This is a genomic window from Microbacterium sp. EB106-03-03-XG65 (assembly GCF_058791955.1).
The window spans coordinates 551,626-568,192 of sequence record NZ_JBYTEB010000002.1; the positions used below are offsets into that span (position 1 = coordinate 551,626).

The following is a 16,567-nucleotide window of genomic DNA, read 5'->3' on the forward strand; positions in this document are numbered from 1 at the left end:
ACCCCTGTGCCAGGAAGCAGATGCTTACTTGATGATCTTCGTGACCGTACCAGCGCCGACGGTACGTCCACCCTCACGGATGGCGAAGCCGAGGCCCTCTTCCATGGCGATCGGCTGGATCAGCTCGACCGTCACGTCAGTGGTGTCGCCGGGCATGACCATCTCGGTGCCCTCAGGCAGCGTGATGACGCCGGTGACGTCGGTGGTGCGGAAGTAGAACTGCGGGCGGTAGTTCGTGTAGAACGGGTTGTGACGCCCACCCTCATCCTTCGACAGGATGTACGCGGTGCCCGCGAAGTCGGTGTGCGGCGTGACCGAACCCGGCTTGACGATGACCTGACCGCGCTCCACGTCCTCACGCTTCGTGCCACGGAGCAGGAGACCACAGTTCTCGCCGGCCCATGCCTCGTCGAGCTGCTTGTGGAACATCTCGATACCCGTGACCGTGGTCTTGACGGTCGGACGGAGTCCGACGATCTCGACCTCGGAGTTGATGGCCAGCGTGCCACGCTCGGCGCGGCCGGTGACGACGGTTCCACGACCGGTGATCGTGAAGACGTCCTCGACGGGCATCAGGAACGGCTTGTCCTTGTCGCGCACGGGGTCGGGGACGTTCTCGTCCACGGCCTCCATGAGGTCCAGGATCGCCTGGGTCCACTTCTCGTCGCCCTCGAGGGCCTTGAGAGCGGAGACGCGGACGACAGGAGCGTCCTCGGCGAAGCCCTGCGAAGCGAGCAGCTCGGAGACCTCGAGCTCGACGAGCTCCAGGATCTCCTCGTCGTCGACCATGTCGCTCTTGTTCAGCGCGACGAGCAGGTACGGCACGCCGACCTGCTTGGCGAGCAGAACGTGCTCACGGGTCTGAGCCATCGGGCCGTCGGTGGCGGCGACCACGAGGATCGCGCCGTCCATCTGAGCAGCACCGGTGATCATGTTCTTGACGTAGTCGGCGTGGCCGGGGGCGTCAACGTGCGCGTAGTGGCGCTTCGGGGTCTCGTACTCGATGTGCGAGATGTTGATGGTGATTCCACGCTGACGCTCTTCCGGCGCCGAGTCGATGGAAGCGAAGTCGCGCTGCACGTTGGTGTCAGACGGGAACTTGTCAGCAAGCACCTTCGAGATCGCTGCGGAGAGCGTGGTCTTGCCGTGGTCAACGTGACCGATGGTTCCGATGTTGACGTGCGGCTTGGTCCGCTCGAACTTGGCCTTAGCCACTGGGTCCTCCTCAGGACGTCATGTAGAGGGTGCCGGGCACTGGATTGCGACCGGTTCTCTACGGGTGTGAATCTCAGTTTAGTAGAGAGGGAATGTGAAGTTGTAGGTGACCTGGGAGCCGGGCCGGAACCCGGCTCCCAGGAAAGTGTTACTCGCCGCCCTGGTGCTTCTGAACGATCTCGTCAGCGACATTGCGGGGAACCTCAGCGTAGCTGTTGAACTCCATCGAGTAGACGGCGCGACCCGAGGTCTTCGAGCGCAGGTCGCCGATGTATCCGAACATCTCGGACAGCGGGACGTGTGCACGGACGACCTTGACGCCGGCGGCGTCTTCCATCGACTGGATCTGGCCACGACGCGAGTTCAGGTCGCCGATGACGTCGCCCATGTACTCCTCGGGAGTACGCACCTCGACCGCCATGAGCGGCTCGAGGAGTACCGGGCTCGCCCGACGCAGGGCTTCCTTCATACCCATCGACCCTGCGATCTTGAACGCCATCTCCGAGGAGTCGACGTCGTGAGCCGCACCATCGACGATCGTCGCCTTGACGCCGACGATCGGGTAGCCGGCGAGCACGCCGACGTTCATCGCGTCCTGGAAGCCGGCATCGATCGAGCCGATGTACTCACGCGGGATGCGACCACCGGTGACGGCGTTGACGAACTCGTACGTCTTCTCGTCGTCGAGGTCGAGCGGCTCGACGTTGAACTGGATCTTCGCGAACTGACCCGATCCACCCGTCTGCTTCTTGTGGGTGTAGTCGTGCTTCTCGACGGCCTTGCGGATCGTCTCGCGGTACGCGACCTGGGGCTTTCCGACGTTGGCCTCGACGTTGAACTCGCGCTTCATGCGGTCGACGAGGATGTCGAGGTGCAGCTCGCCCATTCCCTTGATGGTCGTCTGACCGGTCTCGGGGTTGAGCTCCGTGCGGAAGGTCGGGTCCTCTTCAGCGAGCTTCTGGATGGCGACACCCAGCTTCTCCTGGTCGGCCTTGGTCTTCGGCTCGATGGCGACCTCGATGACGGGCTCGGGGAACGTCATCGACTCGAGGACGACCGGCGAGGCCGGGTCGGTCAGGGTGTCACCGGTGGTGGTGTCCTTCAGACCGATGACGGCGTAGATGTTGCCGGCGGTGACCGCGGGAACCGGGATCTCCTTGTTGGCGTGCATCTGGAAGATCTTTCCGATGCGCTCCTTCTTGCCCTTGGTCGAGTTGATGACCTGGGCACCGGAGTCGAGCTGACCCGAGTAGACGCGCACGTAGGTGAGGCGGCCGAAGAACGGGTGCACGGCGACCTTGAACGCGAGAGCTGCGAACGGGTCCTTCGCGTCGGGGTGACGCTCGATGATCGTGTCGTAGTCCTTGGGGTCGTGCGCCTGGATCGAGCCCACGTCGAGCGGGTTCGGCAGGTAGTCGACGACCGCGTCGAGCATCGGCTGGACGCCGCGGTTCTTGAACGCCGAGCCGCAGAGCACCGGGTAGATCTCGGAGGCGACGGTGAGCTTGCGGATCGCGCCCTTGATCTCGGCGACGGTCAGCTCCTCGCCACCGAAGAACTTCTCGAGCAGAGCGTCGTCGGTCTCGGCGACGGTCTCGAGGAGCTGCTGACGGTACTCGTCGGCCTTCTCCTTGAGGTCGGCCGGGATCTCCTGGATCTCGTACGAGGCTCCCATGGTGACGTCACCCTTGGAGTCACCCGCCCAGACCAGAGCGCGCATCTCGACGAGGTCGACGACGCCGATGAAGTCGTTCTCGGCACCGATGGGCAGCTGGATGACCAGCGGCTTGGCGCCGAGGCGGTTGATGATGGTGTCGACGGTGAAGTAGAAGTCCGCGCCCAGCTTGTCCATCTTGTTGACGAAGCAGATGCGGGGGACGTTGTACTTGTCAGCCTGACGCCACACGGTCTCGGACTGGGGCTCGACGCCCTCCTTGCCGTCGAAGACGGCGACGGCACCGTCGAGGACGCGGAGCGAGCGCTCCACCTCGACCGTGAAGTCCACGTGACCGGGGGTGTCGATGATGTTGATCTGGTTCTTGTTCCAGTAGCAGGTCACGGCGGCAGACGTGATCGTGATGCCGCGCTCCTTCTCCTGCTCCATCCAGTCGGTGGTCGATGCACCGTCGTGGGTCTCGCCGAGCTTGTGGTTGACGCCCGTGTAGAACAGGATGCGCTCGGTCGTGGTGGTCTTGCCAGCATCGATGTGAGCCATGATGCCGATGTTCCGAACCTTGCTCAGGTCGGTGAGCACGTCTTGTGCCACAGGAGTGTCCTTATCTTTTGTGCAGTCGTACTGCGAAGAGGGGGGTGCCCGCCCCCGGCGTGTGGCCGGGGGCGGGCGAGGCTGATTACCAGCGGTAGTGAGCGAACGCGCGGTTCGACTCGGCCATCTTGTGCGTGTCCTCGCGGCGCTTGACCGCTGCACCGAGACCGTTCGACGCGTCGAGGATCTCGTTCTGGAGACGCTCGGTCATCGTCTTCTCACGACGACCCTTGGCGTAGCTGACGAGCCAGCGCAGCGCGAGGGTGTTCGCGCGGTGCGGCTTGACCTCGACCGGAACCTGGTAGGTCGAGCCACCGACGCGGCGGCTCTTGACCTCGAGAGTCGGGCGCACGTTGTCGAGCGCCTTCTTCAGAGTGGCGACGGCATCCTGACCGTTCTTCGCCTCGACACCACGGAGGGCGGTGTAGACGATCGACTCGGCGATGGACTTCTTGCCGTCGACCAGGATCTTGTTGACCAGCTGGCTGACGATCGGAGCGCCGTATACCGGGTCGTTGACGACGGGACGCTTGGGGGCGGGACCCTTACGAGGCATTGGACTCAGCCCTTCTTTGCGCCGTAGCGGCTGCGAGCCTGCTTACGGTTCTTGACAGCCTGGGTGTCCAGGGCGCCACGGACGATCTTGTAACGGACACCGGGGAGGTCCTTGACACGGCCTCCACGCACGAGCACGAGCGAGTGCTCCTGCAGGTTGTGGCCCTCACCGGGGATGTACGCGGTGACCTCGGTGCCGTTGCGGAGCTTCACACGAGCGACCTTGCGCATCGCCGAGTTCGGCTTCTTCGGGGTGGTGGTGTAGACGCGGGTGCAGACCCCGGCCTGCTGCGGGTTCGACTTGAGTGCGGGCGCCTTGGTCTTGGTGACCTTGGGCGAGCGACCCTTGCGAACCAACTGCTGAATGGTTGGCACGTTCTCTCCTCATAGTGCTGCACGGTGACAGCGTGATGGGTTTCACATCAGACCCACCGGCACGCCGGAACCGGCGCGCTTTTGTGTGGTGGTGGGTATGCCGTGGGGGCGGACCGGCATGGTGCCGACGCCCAGCGCACACGTCGAGACGTGCACACACCTGATCAAGTGTAATGCCGCGTAACCTGAGCGGTCAAATAGGCGTCGATCTCACCGCAGGTCCCTGATGCGCGCAGCCACCGAACCGCTCTCCCCCGTGCGCCTCTCGGCGGTGACCGCGATGATCAGCAGCACAGCGCCCATGACCGCGAGGGTGATCCACCACGGCATCGATTCGATCCCCCGACCGATCTGCACCGAGAACACCAACACGTTCTCGATCGGCAGCACGATGAGCCCGATGAGGAAGGGGGCAGCCAATCGGCCGCGCGATCCGACGAGGATCGCGCCGAGAGCGAGCACCATCACGAGGATCGCGCGCCACGTCAGGGGGTCGGTGAAGGTCGACACGATCGATGCGCTCATCATCGTGATCAGTCCCGGCGCCAGCAGCGCCCACGACCCGGTCCACCGCACAGGCCAGTCGTCGAGCGTCGGCCGGCGAACGGAGGATTCGTGACCGGAGTCGCCGCCGCCGCCGTGCCTCCGCGACGCCACGATGCCCGCCAGCAGCAGGAAGGCTCCGAGCGGAAGCGAGAACCACTCGACGCGCAGATCGCGCGGGCTCCACGCGACGACCGCCGTGACGAACGCGATCGCGAACAGGAACCAGACGGGCGGAAGCGTGGTCGACCCGCGGAGCTGGCGGACCGTCGTCACGACGACCATCACGAGGTAGGCCAGCATGAGCGTCCACATCGCCCAGATCGAGAACCAGTCGCGTTCGATCGCGAACCAGACGCCGAGCGCGAGGGCGAGCGCCGCCGGGGCGCCGAGCCATCGGCTGCGGCGCAGAGCGGAGCCGGCGGATGCCGCACGACGGATGCCGTGGGCGGCCAGCGCGAGCACAGCAGCACCGATGACGCTCACCCCCAGGCAGGCGAGGAAGAGACCCGCGCCGTGGAGCGTCGGGTGATCCCCGCCGAGGCCGAGGCGGATGCCCTGCACTGCACCGACGGTCGCGGCGAGCGCCGCGGCGACCAGCGTGGGGATGCGCAGGGCGCCGAGTCGGCGCATCCGGCCGCGCGCCCGTCGAACGACGAACTCAAGCGCGAGCAGGATGCAGGCAGCCACCAGGAGCGCGACCACCCGCCACGTCACCGCCCCCTGAACGACGACCCCCTGGCCCGTGAAGCCCTGGCCGGCGGGGCCGGGCTCGATCACGGCGACGAGTGCGACGATCGGCCCGATCGCCACGAGCAGCCCGGCAGCGTAGAGGGAGGTGGCCCGGCGTCCGCGCAACGTGAGCAGCACGGCCACGAGAGCAGCCCCCAGCGTCGGCGGCAGCAGATAGGCCTCGAGCACGTCGACGCCGGCAATGCCCCAGACGCACCAGAGCGCCCCGGTGAAGGCGGCTCCGGCCACTCCCCACGCATACCGTCGCCCCGCGAAGAGCGCCTGGGCGGCGGCGCCGAGGCCGAGGATCAGCAGCACGAAGAACGAGGTGCCGAGCCCCGCGGCGTCGCGCGCGACCGCGAGCGCGGTGGCGATCGCACCGGTCACGAGAGCCGAGACCTCGATCGCGACGCGCGCAGCATCCGCACTCCCGACCGAGTGACCTCGGCGCCGCAGCGACTCGCGGATGATCGCGGTCGACGGAAGCACCAGAGCGACCAGGATCGCGATGATCGGCAGCACCACGGGCGACCCGCTCGATGCGAGCAGCTGGGCGCCGAGGCACACGATCATCACCGCGAGCGTGGGGACGAGCATCGCCGCAGCCGCCGTGCGCACGACGAACGTGAGTCCCGGGCGGCGGGTGAGCAGGAGAGACAGCGCCAGCGCGAACATGAGCCCGGTCGACAGGGCGGTCCACCCGCTGCGCTCCACGACGACCTGCAGCACTCCGATGCCGAACGGCACCGCCGAGACGACCAGCACCGCCTGCCACGCGCGTGCGCCGACCGACGGCAGGAACGTCGCGACGATCGCGACGACGAGCCCGACCGATACCGTCAGCGACAGCTGCGCCACCCCTGCGACACCGACGAGCCCGAGTGCGGTGGCGACGAGCACCAGTGCGTAGCCGAATCCCGCACCGACATAGACGAAGCGCGTCCGCTTCGGCAGCACCGCCACCAGTGCCGCCAGCGCGACCAGTGTGACGGCGCCCGCGAGCGGCACGACGGCGGGGTCGCGCCACGCGATCATCGCCGCCGCCGCGAGGCCGAGGTGGGCGGCGATCAGCGCTGTCGACCGCAGACCTCGCCCCTTGAGCAGAGTCGGCAGGACATACAGTGCGCCGGCGAGCACGATGACCGGCAGAGTGAGCACGGCGATCGCAGCGGGCAGCACCAGCAGCGGACCGCATCCGACCACCAGCACTGCGAGTGCACCGAAGCAGAGGGAGAGCAGAGCGGTCGGGTTCGCGAAGCGGCCGATGCCCTCACGACGCCGGGCGAGCGCACTGAAGACGGCGAGCCCGGCGCACACCGCCAGGAGTCCGACCGGAAGCCCCCATCCCGGCATCCCGACCGGCCCGACCTCGTCGTTCACCCGCAGGAACTCCCGGACCGTCGAGAGGCCGGTCAGGGCCGACGGCGCCAGCACCAGCAGCGCAGGGCCCGCGAGCACCACGAGCGAGCCGGTCACGACCATGGCGCGCGGCACGGCCCTCGGCAGCGGCACGAGAGCACCGATGAGCACGAGCGCCAGGGCCGCGGAGGCAGGGACGACCGCGAACGACACGAATCCCGCGAAGGGTCCATCGCCTGCGAGCAGCCCCGCGTTCTCGACGACGCCATGCCCGGTCACGGCGTACACCGCGATGACGAGCGCCACGGACGCGACACCGCCGGCACCGAAGGCCCAGAGTCGCGCGAGCATGCGTCGCGCGGCCACGACCGCATGCATCGCGATGAGTGCCAGCATCGCGCTGACACTCAGCATCGACGACAGCGTGTCGGCCGAGCCCAGCGTCCACACGAGCACGAGTGCCGAGAGGCTTGCGATCAACTGGACCGCGGTGAGCGTCACGACCTCGACCCGGGGCAGACGCAGCCACTCGACGAGCGCCGCGCCCGCGAACGCGACGCCGATCGCTCCGAGCACCTCGGACAGAGGGGCGTCGCCGGCAGCGCCGAGCATGGCCGGCACGAGAGCGATCGCCACGATCGCCGTCCACTGCCAGATGCGGATGCCGCGTCGCGCGCCCGCCCACAGCATCGCCGCACCGGCAGCAGCCGTCGCGACGGCAGAGGTCAGCCACGGGTCGATGCCCGGGGCCGCGAGCTGCGCGACCGCGTGGATGTCGAGCCCGGCGAACACGAGACCGAGTCCACCGACGGCCTCGGCGGAGAACCGGAGTCCCCGGCGCGACAGCAGCCAGGCGCCGCCGAGGAACAGCAGAGTGATGAGGCCGACGATCACGCTGCGCAGAGCACGGTCGGCGAGGTCCGGGTTGAAGTACGTGAACACGACCGCAGCGACCGCGAACAGCCCGGCGCCGGCTGTCGCGAGCACCGACTGCAGCGTGGCGCTCCCCTGCGGGTCTGCCTCTGCACGGTGCAGGGTCGCCGCTGCGGGAGGTGCACCCGCGGGTGGTGTTGCCGCGGGGGCTGTTGCCGCGGGCGACGAGGAGCGCACCGCCGCGGGTGCGGGGGTCGGAGCGTACCCCGGTTCACTGGGCACGCTCGGTGCGGCGCTTGCGACGGGGATGCGCCGGAGCAGCTCGTCGCGGGCGCGCAGTGCGGTCGCCGCCGCCAGCGACGATTCCCAGACGGCGACGCCGATCGTGCCGCGCAGATCGGATCCGCATCGCGGACAGCATCCGTCGCGCAGCGCGCCATGGCACACGGGGCAGGCGCGCTCGTCGAGGAGGTGACGGGCGACCGACTCGCCCCAGGTGGTCGGCAGCGTGGGCGAGGCAGCGTTCTGCGACGGCAGCAGGGGCGCGGTCATGATGCCTCCTCGGAGTCGGGCACCCAACGCAGGATGTCTCCCGGCTGGCACTCGAGCACGCGACAGATGGCCTCGAGAGTCGTGAAGCGCACCGCTTTGGCGCGGCCGTTCTTGAGCACCGCGACGTTCGCCGGGGTGATGCCGATGGCGTCGGCGAAGTCCTGCACGCTCATCTTCTTGAGTGCGAGCTGCACGTCGAGATCGATCACGATGGGCATCAGACGACCTCGGACAGATCCTGCTCGAGTTCGAGCGCCTTGCGCAGCAGTCCGCGCAGCACCACGACGAGCAGCGCGAGCGCCGCGCTGACGACGATCCCGAGGATCGCGAGCAGCGACAGCGAGAGCGAGACCGCCCGGTTGGCCAGGATGACGAGGTACGCGGCCAGAATCAGCACTCCGGCGGCGACCAGCGCACCCAGGATGATGTCGACGTAGCGGAAGGCCTCGACGCGGAAGATCCGGTCCGTCTGCACGAGCGACAGCAGGAACCAGACGCACACCAGGGTGACCTCGACCAGACCGAGGAAGAGGACCGCACCGATGATGCCGGGCACCTCGAGCTGCACGACGTCGGGATTGCGGAGCGCCGTGATGCGCGCGACCTCGGGGATCACGAGGATCTGACTCGCGAGCAGCAGCGCGAGGAGGACGACGATCAGCGCCTTCAGCGCGCGGGAGACTCGGGGGTGCATGGTGGCCCTATCGATGAGCAATGGATATCTATCGAAAAACGATACCCATGCGACAGCGCCGTCGCCAACGACGTCCGTCGTCTCTCAGCGGATACGCAGGGTGCGAGCGTGTGCTCAGGACACGTCGGGGTCGAACGGCGAATCGAGCGACTGCGTCAGCTCGGCGAGCATCGCCTCGATCTGCGGTTCGACGTGCTGCGAGATCGCGGCCTGGATGTAGAGGCGGTGACGCAGCAGGATGCCGCAGATCTCGCGTCCCACGAGGTTGGCGTACTCATCGGCCAGCCCCACCTCCTGTCGCAGCGCGGTCTTCTCCTCGTCGCTGAGCGGAGGCAGCGGCGGCAGCTCGGCCGCGGCGTCATCGGCGAGACCCGCGATCGTGAACAGGAACGGCGCCCCGGGCACCGGATCGGGGTCGAGGGGCATTCCGTCGAACTCGGGGTCGAGGTCTTCCGACGGGCGGTACGCGCGAGCGCGGTTGCGCGCCGCCTGCTGATCGAGTTCGCGCTGCAGCACCGGCAGGTTGCGCTCGGTGTACTCGGCGACCGCATGATCGACGATGGTCTTGATTCGCGTCGAGAGGCCGTGCTGCACACCGTGCGGGGTATTGCCCGCGATGCCGGCGGCTGACAGGATCGGCGACCCCAGACAGCGGCGACAGGGCGCGACACGCCCTCGATGGGTGGCCGGCTCCCAGCGCGGCACCCAGCGCAGCCAGGCCTGAACAGCCTGGTCGACCTGCGTCTCCAGCGAGCGCTCCACACCTAGAGCGTACGACGAGCTCGCCCGCTGCGCGCCGATTGACGAACCAGAATTCTGCGCGGGGTCGCCCGGCGCCCCCGCGCGCGTGAGCACAGCGACCCGGACTACTCCTCGTCGTCCTTCTCCCACGGCCACGTCGGGTGGCTCGCACGGGTGCGTCGCAGCGCGATGCCGCTCCATGCCGCCACCGCCGCCACGAGGACGAGCACGAGGCTGCTGCCTCCGCGCACCAGATCGCCGGCGACCGCCGTCGCGATCACGAGGTCACCGGTGCCGAACAGCACACCGATCCACACCGCCACGAGGTGCGCCAGCCCGACCCCTACCGCGATCCCCGGCACGGATCGGAACGACGGGCGCGGGCGGCGGAGGGCGATCCACAGCCCGAGAGCGAACGCCAGAACGGCGACGAGCATCCCGACGGCTCCCGGGAGCTGCCCGAGGCCCTCGACCGCGATGATGTCGGTGCCGGTCGCGATCGTCAACGCGCCGAGGCCGAAGACCGCCAGCGCGAAGAAGCCGATGGTCGCGAGGACCAGCGCCAGGACAGCCGAAACCCCCGCGGACTCGGGCCCGCGGGGGTTCGGCGATGACATGTCCGTGACTACCTCGACAGCGTCGGGCCGGCCTCGAGCGTGCGCTCGTACTCGCGCTGCGCCTCGGCATTGAGCTCGGTCTTGCGGGCGCCGCTGCGGGCGACCCAGGCTCCGAACCAGATGGTCAGCTCACGGGCGAAGATGAACGCGGCGATCGCCAGCGGTGCGAGCAGCTGAGATCCGATGAGCTCGTTGCCTTCGCTCGCGCTGAGCTGCCAGAACGGGGCCTGGAACAGCTGACCGAGCAGGTGTCCTCCATAGGCGATCGCGCCGACGATGATGCCGAAGACCACCCAGAGACCCCAGCGTCCGCGGTTGATGAACGCGCCGAGCAGCCAGAAGCCCAGGAAGAACACGACGACGGGAACCCAGAACGACCAGGTCATCAGCGGCGCGAGTGCCGCCTCGGCGATGTTGGAACCGGTGACATCGCCCTCGAAGGCGCCGACGCCGAGAGTCGCGGCCAGGTAGAGCACCGCGAAGGCAAGGGTCGCCAGCAGTCCGATCGCACCCGCCGTGCCGCGGTTGCCACGCTCGCGCGGCGGCTCGGGAGCCTGCACGAAGATCGGCTGCTGCTGCACCGGGGCGATGACCGTGTCAGCGGGAGCGGACTCGGAGTGAGCCGGCTCGGACGGGACGATGCGGTTGTCGGCGCGGGTCTCGGCGGAGGCGCCGGCATACGCGGCGCCGGCCATGGCCGACTCCTCATGCACCGTGCTGTTCGCCGCGGGCGGCGCGGGCGCGGTGAAGGCGGTGGTCGCGGCCGCATCCGTCGAGTGGGAATCTCGCGCGGCGTCCGACGTCGCCGCATCCGTCGTTCCGGCATCCGGATCGGCGTCGAGGAACGCGGGGTTGTTCAGCTCCGGCGTCGCGAAGGTGCCGGGGTGGTCGCGCTCCGCAGCTTCGAAGGCTGCCAGATCGGGGTCGACCGCAGGATCTGCGGGCGTGGTGGCGGCATCGGCCGCAGTGGTCTCGGCCGGCGTGGCGGCGACGTCTGCACGCGCGGCCTCAGCGGCTTCGAGGCCAGCGTTCGCGCTGACGACGACGTCGTCGACGTCCTTCGGCCGCTCGGGCTGGGGAACCTCGGGGTCACTCATGGGGTGCGCCTCTCATCGGGTGTGTGCTCTGCGAGGCTACCGCCGCGCATGCGTGGCCGAACGCAGGCGTGCCGACGTGTCGCCATACCGCGTGATCACGCGGCAGGAGCCGTGCTGACGCTCAGGGGAACAGCGAGCGCAGAGCGTCGCCGACGAACGCCTCGAGCGTCGGGAACATCGGGATGGCGAACCAGACGAGTGCCGCGACGACGCCCGTGCAGAACACCGCGGCGATCCAGCTCATCGCCGCGTTCCGTCCCCCGATCCGTGCCATGAGCCCACCGTATTGCCGAGGTCGCCGAGCAGCCGCTCGCAACGCCGGGGACGACGCGCGAGTCAGCCCTTCGTCGCGCCGGCGGTGAGCCCGCCGACGATGTAGCGCTGCAGGAACAGGAACAGGATCATCACCGGGATCGCGGCCATCACCGCACCGGCCGAGAATGCCGACCAGTCCGCGTAGCGCGGGTTGGCCACGAGCTTCGTGAGACCCACGACCAGCGTCTGCTGCTCGACGTCGACGAGCATGACGCTCGCGATCACGTACTCGTTCACCGTGCCGATGAACGACAGCAGAGCGACGACAGCGAGGATCGGCGCCACGAGAGGCAGGATCATCGTGAAGAAGATGCGGGCGTGTCCGGCGCCGTCGATGCGAGCAGCCTCGTCGAGCTCCATCGGGAGCGTGTTGAAGAAGCCGTACATCAGGTACGTGTTCACGCCGAGCGCGCCGCCCAGGTACACCAGGATGAGGCCGGTGTGGGTGTTGAGGCCGATCGCGGGGAACCAGTCGCCGAGCGTGGTCATCAGCAGGAAGATCGCGACCACCGCGAGAAGCTGCGGGAACATCTGCACGACGACGATCGTGACGAGTCCGATCCGGCGGCCCGCGAAGCGCATGCGCGAGAAGGCATATGCGGCGAGTGCACCGATGAACACGGTCACGGCGCCGGTCACGACCGCCACGAGCAGCGTGTTCAGGAACCACAGTCCGTAGGGGTTCTGGGGATCGCTGAGGATGCGCGCGTAGCTGTCGAAGCCGAACGCCGAGAACAGCTGGTTCGAGCCCGTCAGCGTTCCCCGGGGGTTGAGCGACGCCGAGACGACGTACAGCAGCGGGAACAGCGCGAACGCGCTCACGATGATCGCCACGACGTGACGCCATCCGGTGTCGGCGAACCACTTTCCGAGACTGCGTCGGCGGGGCCGTGACGATCGCCCCGGGGCGACGGTCACCGAAGCGCGGGTGCTGAGGTCGGTGGTGCTCATGTCAGTTCAGCTCCTCGAGGGCCTTGGTCTTGCGGAAGCTGATGATCGAGATCGTCGCGACCACGATGAAGATCAGGATCGTGAATGCGGATGCCAGGCCGTAGTCACGGGACTGGCCCGTGAACGCCACCTTGTAGACCATCGAGATCAGGATGTCGGTGTGCCCGACCGGGATGCTCACGTCGTCGAACCGCGGCCCGCCCTTGGTGAGCATGTAGATCAGGTTGAAGTTGTTGAAGTTGAACGCGAACGACGAGATCAGCAGCGGAGCGACCGTCACGAGCAGCAGCGGGAGCTTGATGCGGCGGAAGATCTGCCAGGGATTCGCGCCGTCCATCACGGCCGCCTCGTTCACGTCTTCCGGGATGCCCTGCAGGGCCCCCATGCAGACGAGGAACATGTACGGGAATCCGAGCCACAGGTTCACCAGCAGCACCGAGACCTTGGCGAGCGTCGGATCCGTGAGCCACGGGATGTCCGCTCCCCCGAAGATCACCTGATTGATGAAGCCGAAGCTCTCGTTCATCATGCCGGCCCACACGAGCGCCGACAGGAACGCCGGGAAGGCGTACGGCAGGATCAGGATGATCCGATAGCCGTTGCGGAACCGCATCCGGGTGTTGTTGAAGACGAGTGCGAGCAGGAGGCCGAGGAAGAACGTGGTCGCGACGGAGAGCAGGGCGAAAACGAACGTCCAGATCGTCACGGAGATCAGCGGTCCGCGGATGTTCTCGTCGCTCACCGCGCGGATGAAGTTGTCGAACCCGACGGTGGTCTGCCAACCGGGCATGAGGGTCGCGCCGTCGTCGGCGGTGAAGGCACCCTCGCCGGTGTCGGAGTACACGCTGCCGGTCGTCGTGTCGGTGATCGTGTCGGCATCCGCGTCGTATTCGAGCGTCGAGACGTACAGATAGCCGCTCTGCCCGTCGGGCGCGCGCAGGCTGCCGTCGTTGGGGTCGTCGCTGAAGGGCACCGAAAGGGCTTCGAGCTCTTCGGACAGGGTGAAGACGGTGGCGAGCGGCAGCGTCGTCCATCCCTCGACGGCGACCGCCTTGCCGCCCTCGAAGGAGGCGTCGACCTCGTCCAGCGGCTGCTCGGCGGTGCCGAGCAGGGCGTCGCCGGAGTCGGGGTCGGTCACGAGCAGGCCGTAGGTGCCGAACTGCTCGACCACCGTCACGGGGTAGGTCGCAGAGTCCTCGACACGCTGCTGCGCCGAGGCGAGCAGCGACGAGATCGCCTGGTCCTTGGTGCCGTTGTGGCCGGTGCCGTAGTTCGTGAAGCCGATGTAGCCGGTGTAGAGCAGGGTGAAGACCTGGAAGATCACCAGGAAGATGATTCCCGGAGTCAGGTACTTCGCCGGGATGCGCTTTCGCGAGAAGTAGATGTAGTTGACGAGCACGGTGACGGCGACGACGAGCCCGAGGATCAGCCACTCCTGCTGGCCGAACAGCACGAATGCCGCGTAGAGCGCGATCGCGTCGACGACGGCGAGCAGCAGGATCTTCAGGAGCATCCAGCCGATCGGCCCCGACGCCGCCTCGGCGATCTTCGCCGCCTGACGCTGGCGCTTGTTCAGTGGAGCCGTGGGCTCAGCGGTTTCTGTCATGTCGTCCCCGTCGTGGAGCTGCCGGGGCGGACATGGTCCGCCCCGGCAGGGATCGTGCTGTGTGTTACTTGATGGCGGCGGTCACGTCGTCGACGAGCTTCTGCCACGTCGTCGTCGGGTCCGAGCCGTTGATGATGGCCGCCTCGGCGACGCCCCAGAACTCCCACACGGCACCCATCGCGGGGATCGCGGGCATGGGGACCGCGTCAGCGCCGACGGCCTGGAAACCGGCGATGATCGGGTCGGATGCGGCGGTGTCGGCCGCCGCCGTCAGCGCGGGAAGGATGTTGCCGGCCTTGAACAGCTCGAGCTGCACTTCTTCGGTGCCGAGGTAGTTGACGAGGAAGTCGTTCGCGGCGACCTTGTTCTTCGACTCCGAGCTGACGAAGAAGCCCTTCACGCCGGCGAACGGCGAGGCAGTCTCACCGGTGGGGCTGGGCACGGGATCGATCGCGACGTTGATGCCCGCTTCGGTCGCCGCACCGACGTTCCACGGACCGGTCAGCCAGAAGGCGGCGGTGCCGTCGAGGAACTGCTGCTTGGCGATCTCGCCGTCGATGTCGGTGTTCAGCGTGCCTGCGGCACCCTGTGCGCCGAGCCAGTCGGCGAAGGCGAAGCCGCCCTCGCTGCCGAGCTGAAGGTCGGCAGGGTCGTAGCTGCCGGAGTCGTCGGTGCCGAAGACGGGTGCGCCCGACGCCGTCTGGAACGGGTACAGGTGGTACGGGTTGCCCTCGGTGCCCTGCTCGACCACGAACGTGCCCTTCGAGACCATGTCGTCGAAGCTCGTAGCGGCGGTGGGAACCAGGTCGGCGTTGCGGAGCACGGCGATGTTCTCGACCGCGTACGGCAGCATGTAGACCGTGCCCTCATAGGTGGCAGCCTGCAGCGCGACGGGCAGGTAGTCTGCGGCCGAGTCACCGAGCTCGAGCGGGGCGACCACACCGTTGGTCGACAGCTCGCCGAGCCAGTCGTGCGCCCCCATCACCACGTCGGGACCCTTGCCCGTGGGCACCTGCTGGATGAAGTCGTCTTTCATGTCGTCGACAGACTTGCCGACGAGCTCGACGGCGACGCCGGTCTTCTCCTCGTACGAGTCGGCCGCACTCTGCAGCGCGTCGACGCGCTCGGCGTCTACCCAGACCGTCAGCGTGCTCGTGCTGCCGCTGTCGCTCTCTGCTGCGTCGTCGCCCGCACCGCCGGTCGAGCAACCGGCAAGCGTAAGAGTCGAAACGATGGCGATGGCGCCGGCGGCGGCGATGCCCCTCTTGTTCACCTTCATTGGTGTGTGCCTCTCTGAGTGCTGATGACCTGCATGAAACTGCAAGCGCTTACAGTATGCACCAGATTCAGTGTGATTCCCAACGAATCGGGGCGTCGATACCAATCCGTGACCGGGTGACCGAGCAGCCGCGACCGTGAAAACGCTTCCATCTCAGCGGCTGATCACTCGTGTCGGTAGAATTTCGGACATGGCTGACAGTTCCTTTGACATCGTCTCGAAAGTGGATCACCAGGAGGCCGAGAACGCCCTGAACCAGGCGCGCAAGGAGATCGAGCAGCGCTACGACTTCAAGGGCACCGGCGCGTCGATCGCGTGGAGCGGCGAGCAGATCCTGATCATCGCCGGCACCGAGGAGCGCGCGAAGGCCGTGCTCGACGTGTTCCAGACCAAGCTCATCAAGCGCGGCATCTCGCTCAAGAGCCTCGAATCGGGCGAGCCCTTCGCCAGCGGCAAGGAGTTCCGCATCGTCTCCACGCTCAAGGACGGCATCTCGTCGGAGAACGCGAAGAAGATCAACAAGCTCATCCGCGACGAGGGCCCCAAGGGCGTGAAGAGTCAGATCCAGGGCGACGAGCTGCGCGTGCAGTCCAAGAGCCGCGACGACCTTCAGTCCGTGATCGCCCTGCTCAAGGGTGCCGATCTCGACCTCGATCTGCAGTTCATCAACTACCGCTGATCGTCAGACGGCGAAGGGGGCGGATGCGATGCATCCGCCCCCTTCTCCGTGTCCGGGGTCGCGGAAGATCGGCCCCCGGCGGGGAGAGTTGTGGGTCTTGCTGACACTCTTCCCCAAA

15 protein-coding genes are annotated in these 16,567 nt (G+C 67.5%); 1 reads left to right on the forward strand and 14 read right to left on the reverse strand.

What is annotated here, in order from left to right; genetic code table 11:
• Positions 1–24: 24 nt before the first annotated feature.
• From tuf to AC3WS6_RS16075, 14 genes are all read right to left on the reverse strand, one after another.
• A complete protein-coding gene (gene tuf / locus AC3WS6_RS16010; protein WP_201471244.1) occupies positions 25–1,215 on the reverse strand; it encodes an elongation factor Tu in 1,191 nt (396 codons plus the stop codon).
• Positions 1,216–1,363: 148 nt separating this feature from the next.
• The gene (gene fusA, locus AC3WS6_RS16015) at positions 1,364–3,481 is read right to left on the reverse strand and encodes an elongation factor G (protein WP_492501993.1); all 2,118 of its coding nucleotides are present in this window, start codon (positions 3,479–3,481) and stop codon (positions 1,364–1,366) included.
• Between the two features lie 85 nt (positions 3,482–3,566).
• Positions 3,567–4,037 (reverse strand): 30S ribosomal protein S7, encoded by a 471-nt coding sequence (rpsG, locus tag AC3WS6_RS16020; RefSeq protein WP_257495791.1) that lies wholly within the window; start codon positions 4,035–4,037, stop codon positions 3,567–3,569.
• A 5-nt stretch (positions 4,038–4,042) separates the two neighbouring features.
• The gene (gene rpsL / locus AC3WS6_RS16025) at positions 4,043–4,411 is read right to left on the reverse strand and encodes a 30S ribosomal protein S12 (RefSeq protein ID WP_017201609.1); all 369 of its coding nucleotides are present in this window, start codon (positions 4,409–4,411) and stop codon (positions 4,043–4,045) included.
• A 210-nt stretch (positions 4,412–4,621) separates the two neighbouring features.
• A complete protein-coding gene (locus tag AC3WS6_RS16030; RefSeq protein WP_492501994.1) occupies positions 4,622–8,470 on the reverse strand; it encodes an SCO7613 C-terminal domain-containing membrane protein in 3,849 nt (1,282 codons plus the stop codon).
• Positions 8,467–8,688, reverse strand: coding sequence for a helix-turn-helix domain-containing protein (locus AC3WS6_RS16035; RefSeq protein WP_492501995.1), 222 nt, complete (start codon positions 8,686–8,688; stop codon positions 8,467–8,469). Before AC3WS6_RS16035 ends, AC3WS6_RS16030 begins: the two co-directional genes overlap by 4 nt.
• Positions 8,688–9,164, reverse strand: a complete 477-nt coding sequence (locus tag AC3WS6_RS16040; RefSeq protein WP_201471240.1) for a DUF2975 domain-containing protein — start codon at positions 9,162–9,164, stop codon at positions 8,688–8,690. Before AC3WS6_RS16040 ends, AC3WS6_RS16035 begins: the two co-directional genes overlap by 1 nt.
• A 114-nt stretch (positions 9,165–9,278) precedes the next feature.
• Positions 9,279–9,926, reverse strand: coding sequence for a spermidine/putrescine ABC transporter substrate-binding protein (locus AC3WS6_RS16045; RefSeq protein ID WP_492501996.1), 648 nt, complete (start codon positions 9,924–9,926; stop codon positions 9,279–9,281).
• Positions 9,927–10,030: 104 nt separating this feature from the next.
• Positions 10,031–10,522, reverse strand: coding sequence for a hypothetical protein (locus tag AC3WS6_RS16050; RefSeq protein ID WP_492501997.1), 492 nt, complete (start codon positions 10,520–10,522; stop codon positions 10,031–10,033).
• An 8-nt stretch (positions 10,523–10,530) separates the two neighbouring features.
• Positions 10,531–11,619 carry an ABC transporter gene (locus tag AC3WS6_RS16055; protein ID WP_492501998.1) on the reverse strand — a complete coding sequence of 363 codons (1,089 nt, stop codon included), beginning with the start codon at positions 11,617–11,619 and terminating at the stop codon, positions 10,531–10,533.
• A 121-nt stretch (positions 11,620–11,740) separates the two neighbouring features.
• Positions 11,741–11,893, reverse strand: coding sequence for a hypothetical protein (locus AC3WS6_RS16060; protein WP_492501999.1), 153 nt, complete (start codon positions 11,891–11,893; stop codon positions 11,741–11,743).
• Between the two features lie 62 nt (positions 11,894–11,955).
• On the reverse strand, positions 11,956–12,885 hold the full coding sequence (locus AC3WS6_RS16065; RefSeq protein WP_492502000.1) for a sugar ABC transporter permease: 930 nt from the start codon (positions 12,883–12,885) through the stop codon (positions 11,956–11,958).
• A gap of 1 nt (position 12,886) precedes the next feature.
• Positions 12,887–14,491, reverse strand: a complete 1,605-nt coding sequence (locus AC3WS6_RS16070) for an ABC transporter permease subunit (protein WP_492502001.1) — start codon at positions 14,489–14,491, stop codon at positions 12,887–12,889.
• A gap of 64 nt (positions 14,492–14,555) precedes the next feature.
• Positions 14,556–15,770 (reverse strand): sugar ABC transporter substrate-binding protein, encoded by a 1,215-nt coding sequence (locus AC3WS6_RS16075; RefSeq protein WP_492502002.1) that lies wholly within the window; start codon positions 15,768–15,770, stop codon positions 14,556–14,558.
• Between the two features lie 190 nt (positions 15,771–15,960).
• Here AC3WS6_RS16075 and AC3WS6_RS16080 point away from each other — a divergent pair, with 190 nt between their 5' ends.
• Positions 15,961–16,449, forward strand: a complete 489-nt coding sequence (locus tag AC3WS6_RS16080; RefSeq protein ID WP_492502003.1) for a YajQ family cyclic di-GMP-binding protein — start codon at positions 15,961–15,963, stop codon at positions 16,447–16,449.
• Positions 16,450–16,567 lie beyond the last annotated feature (118 nt).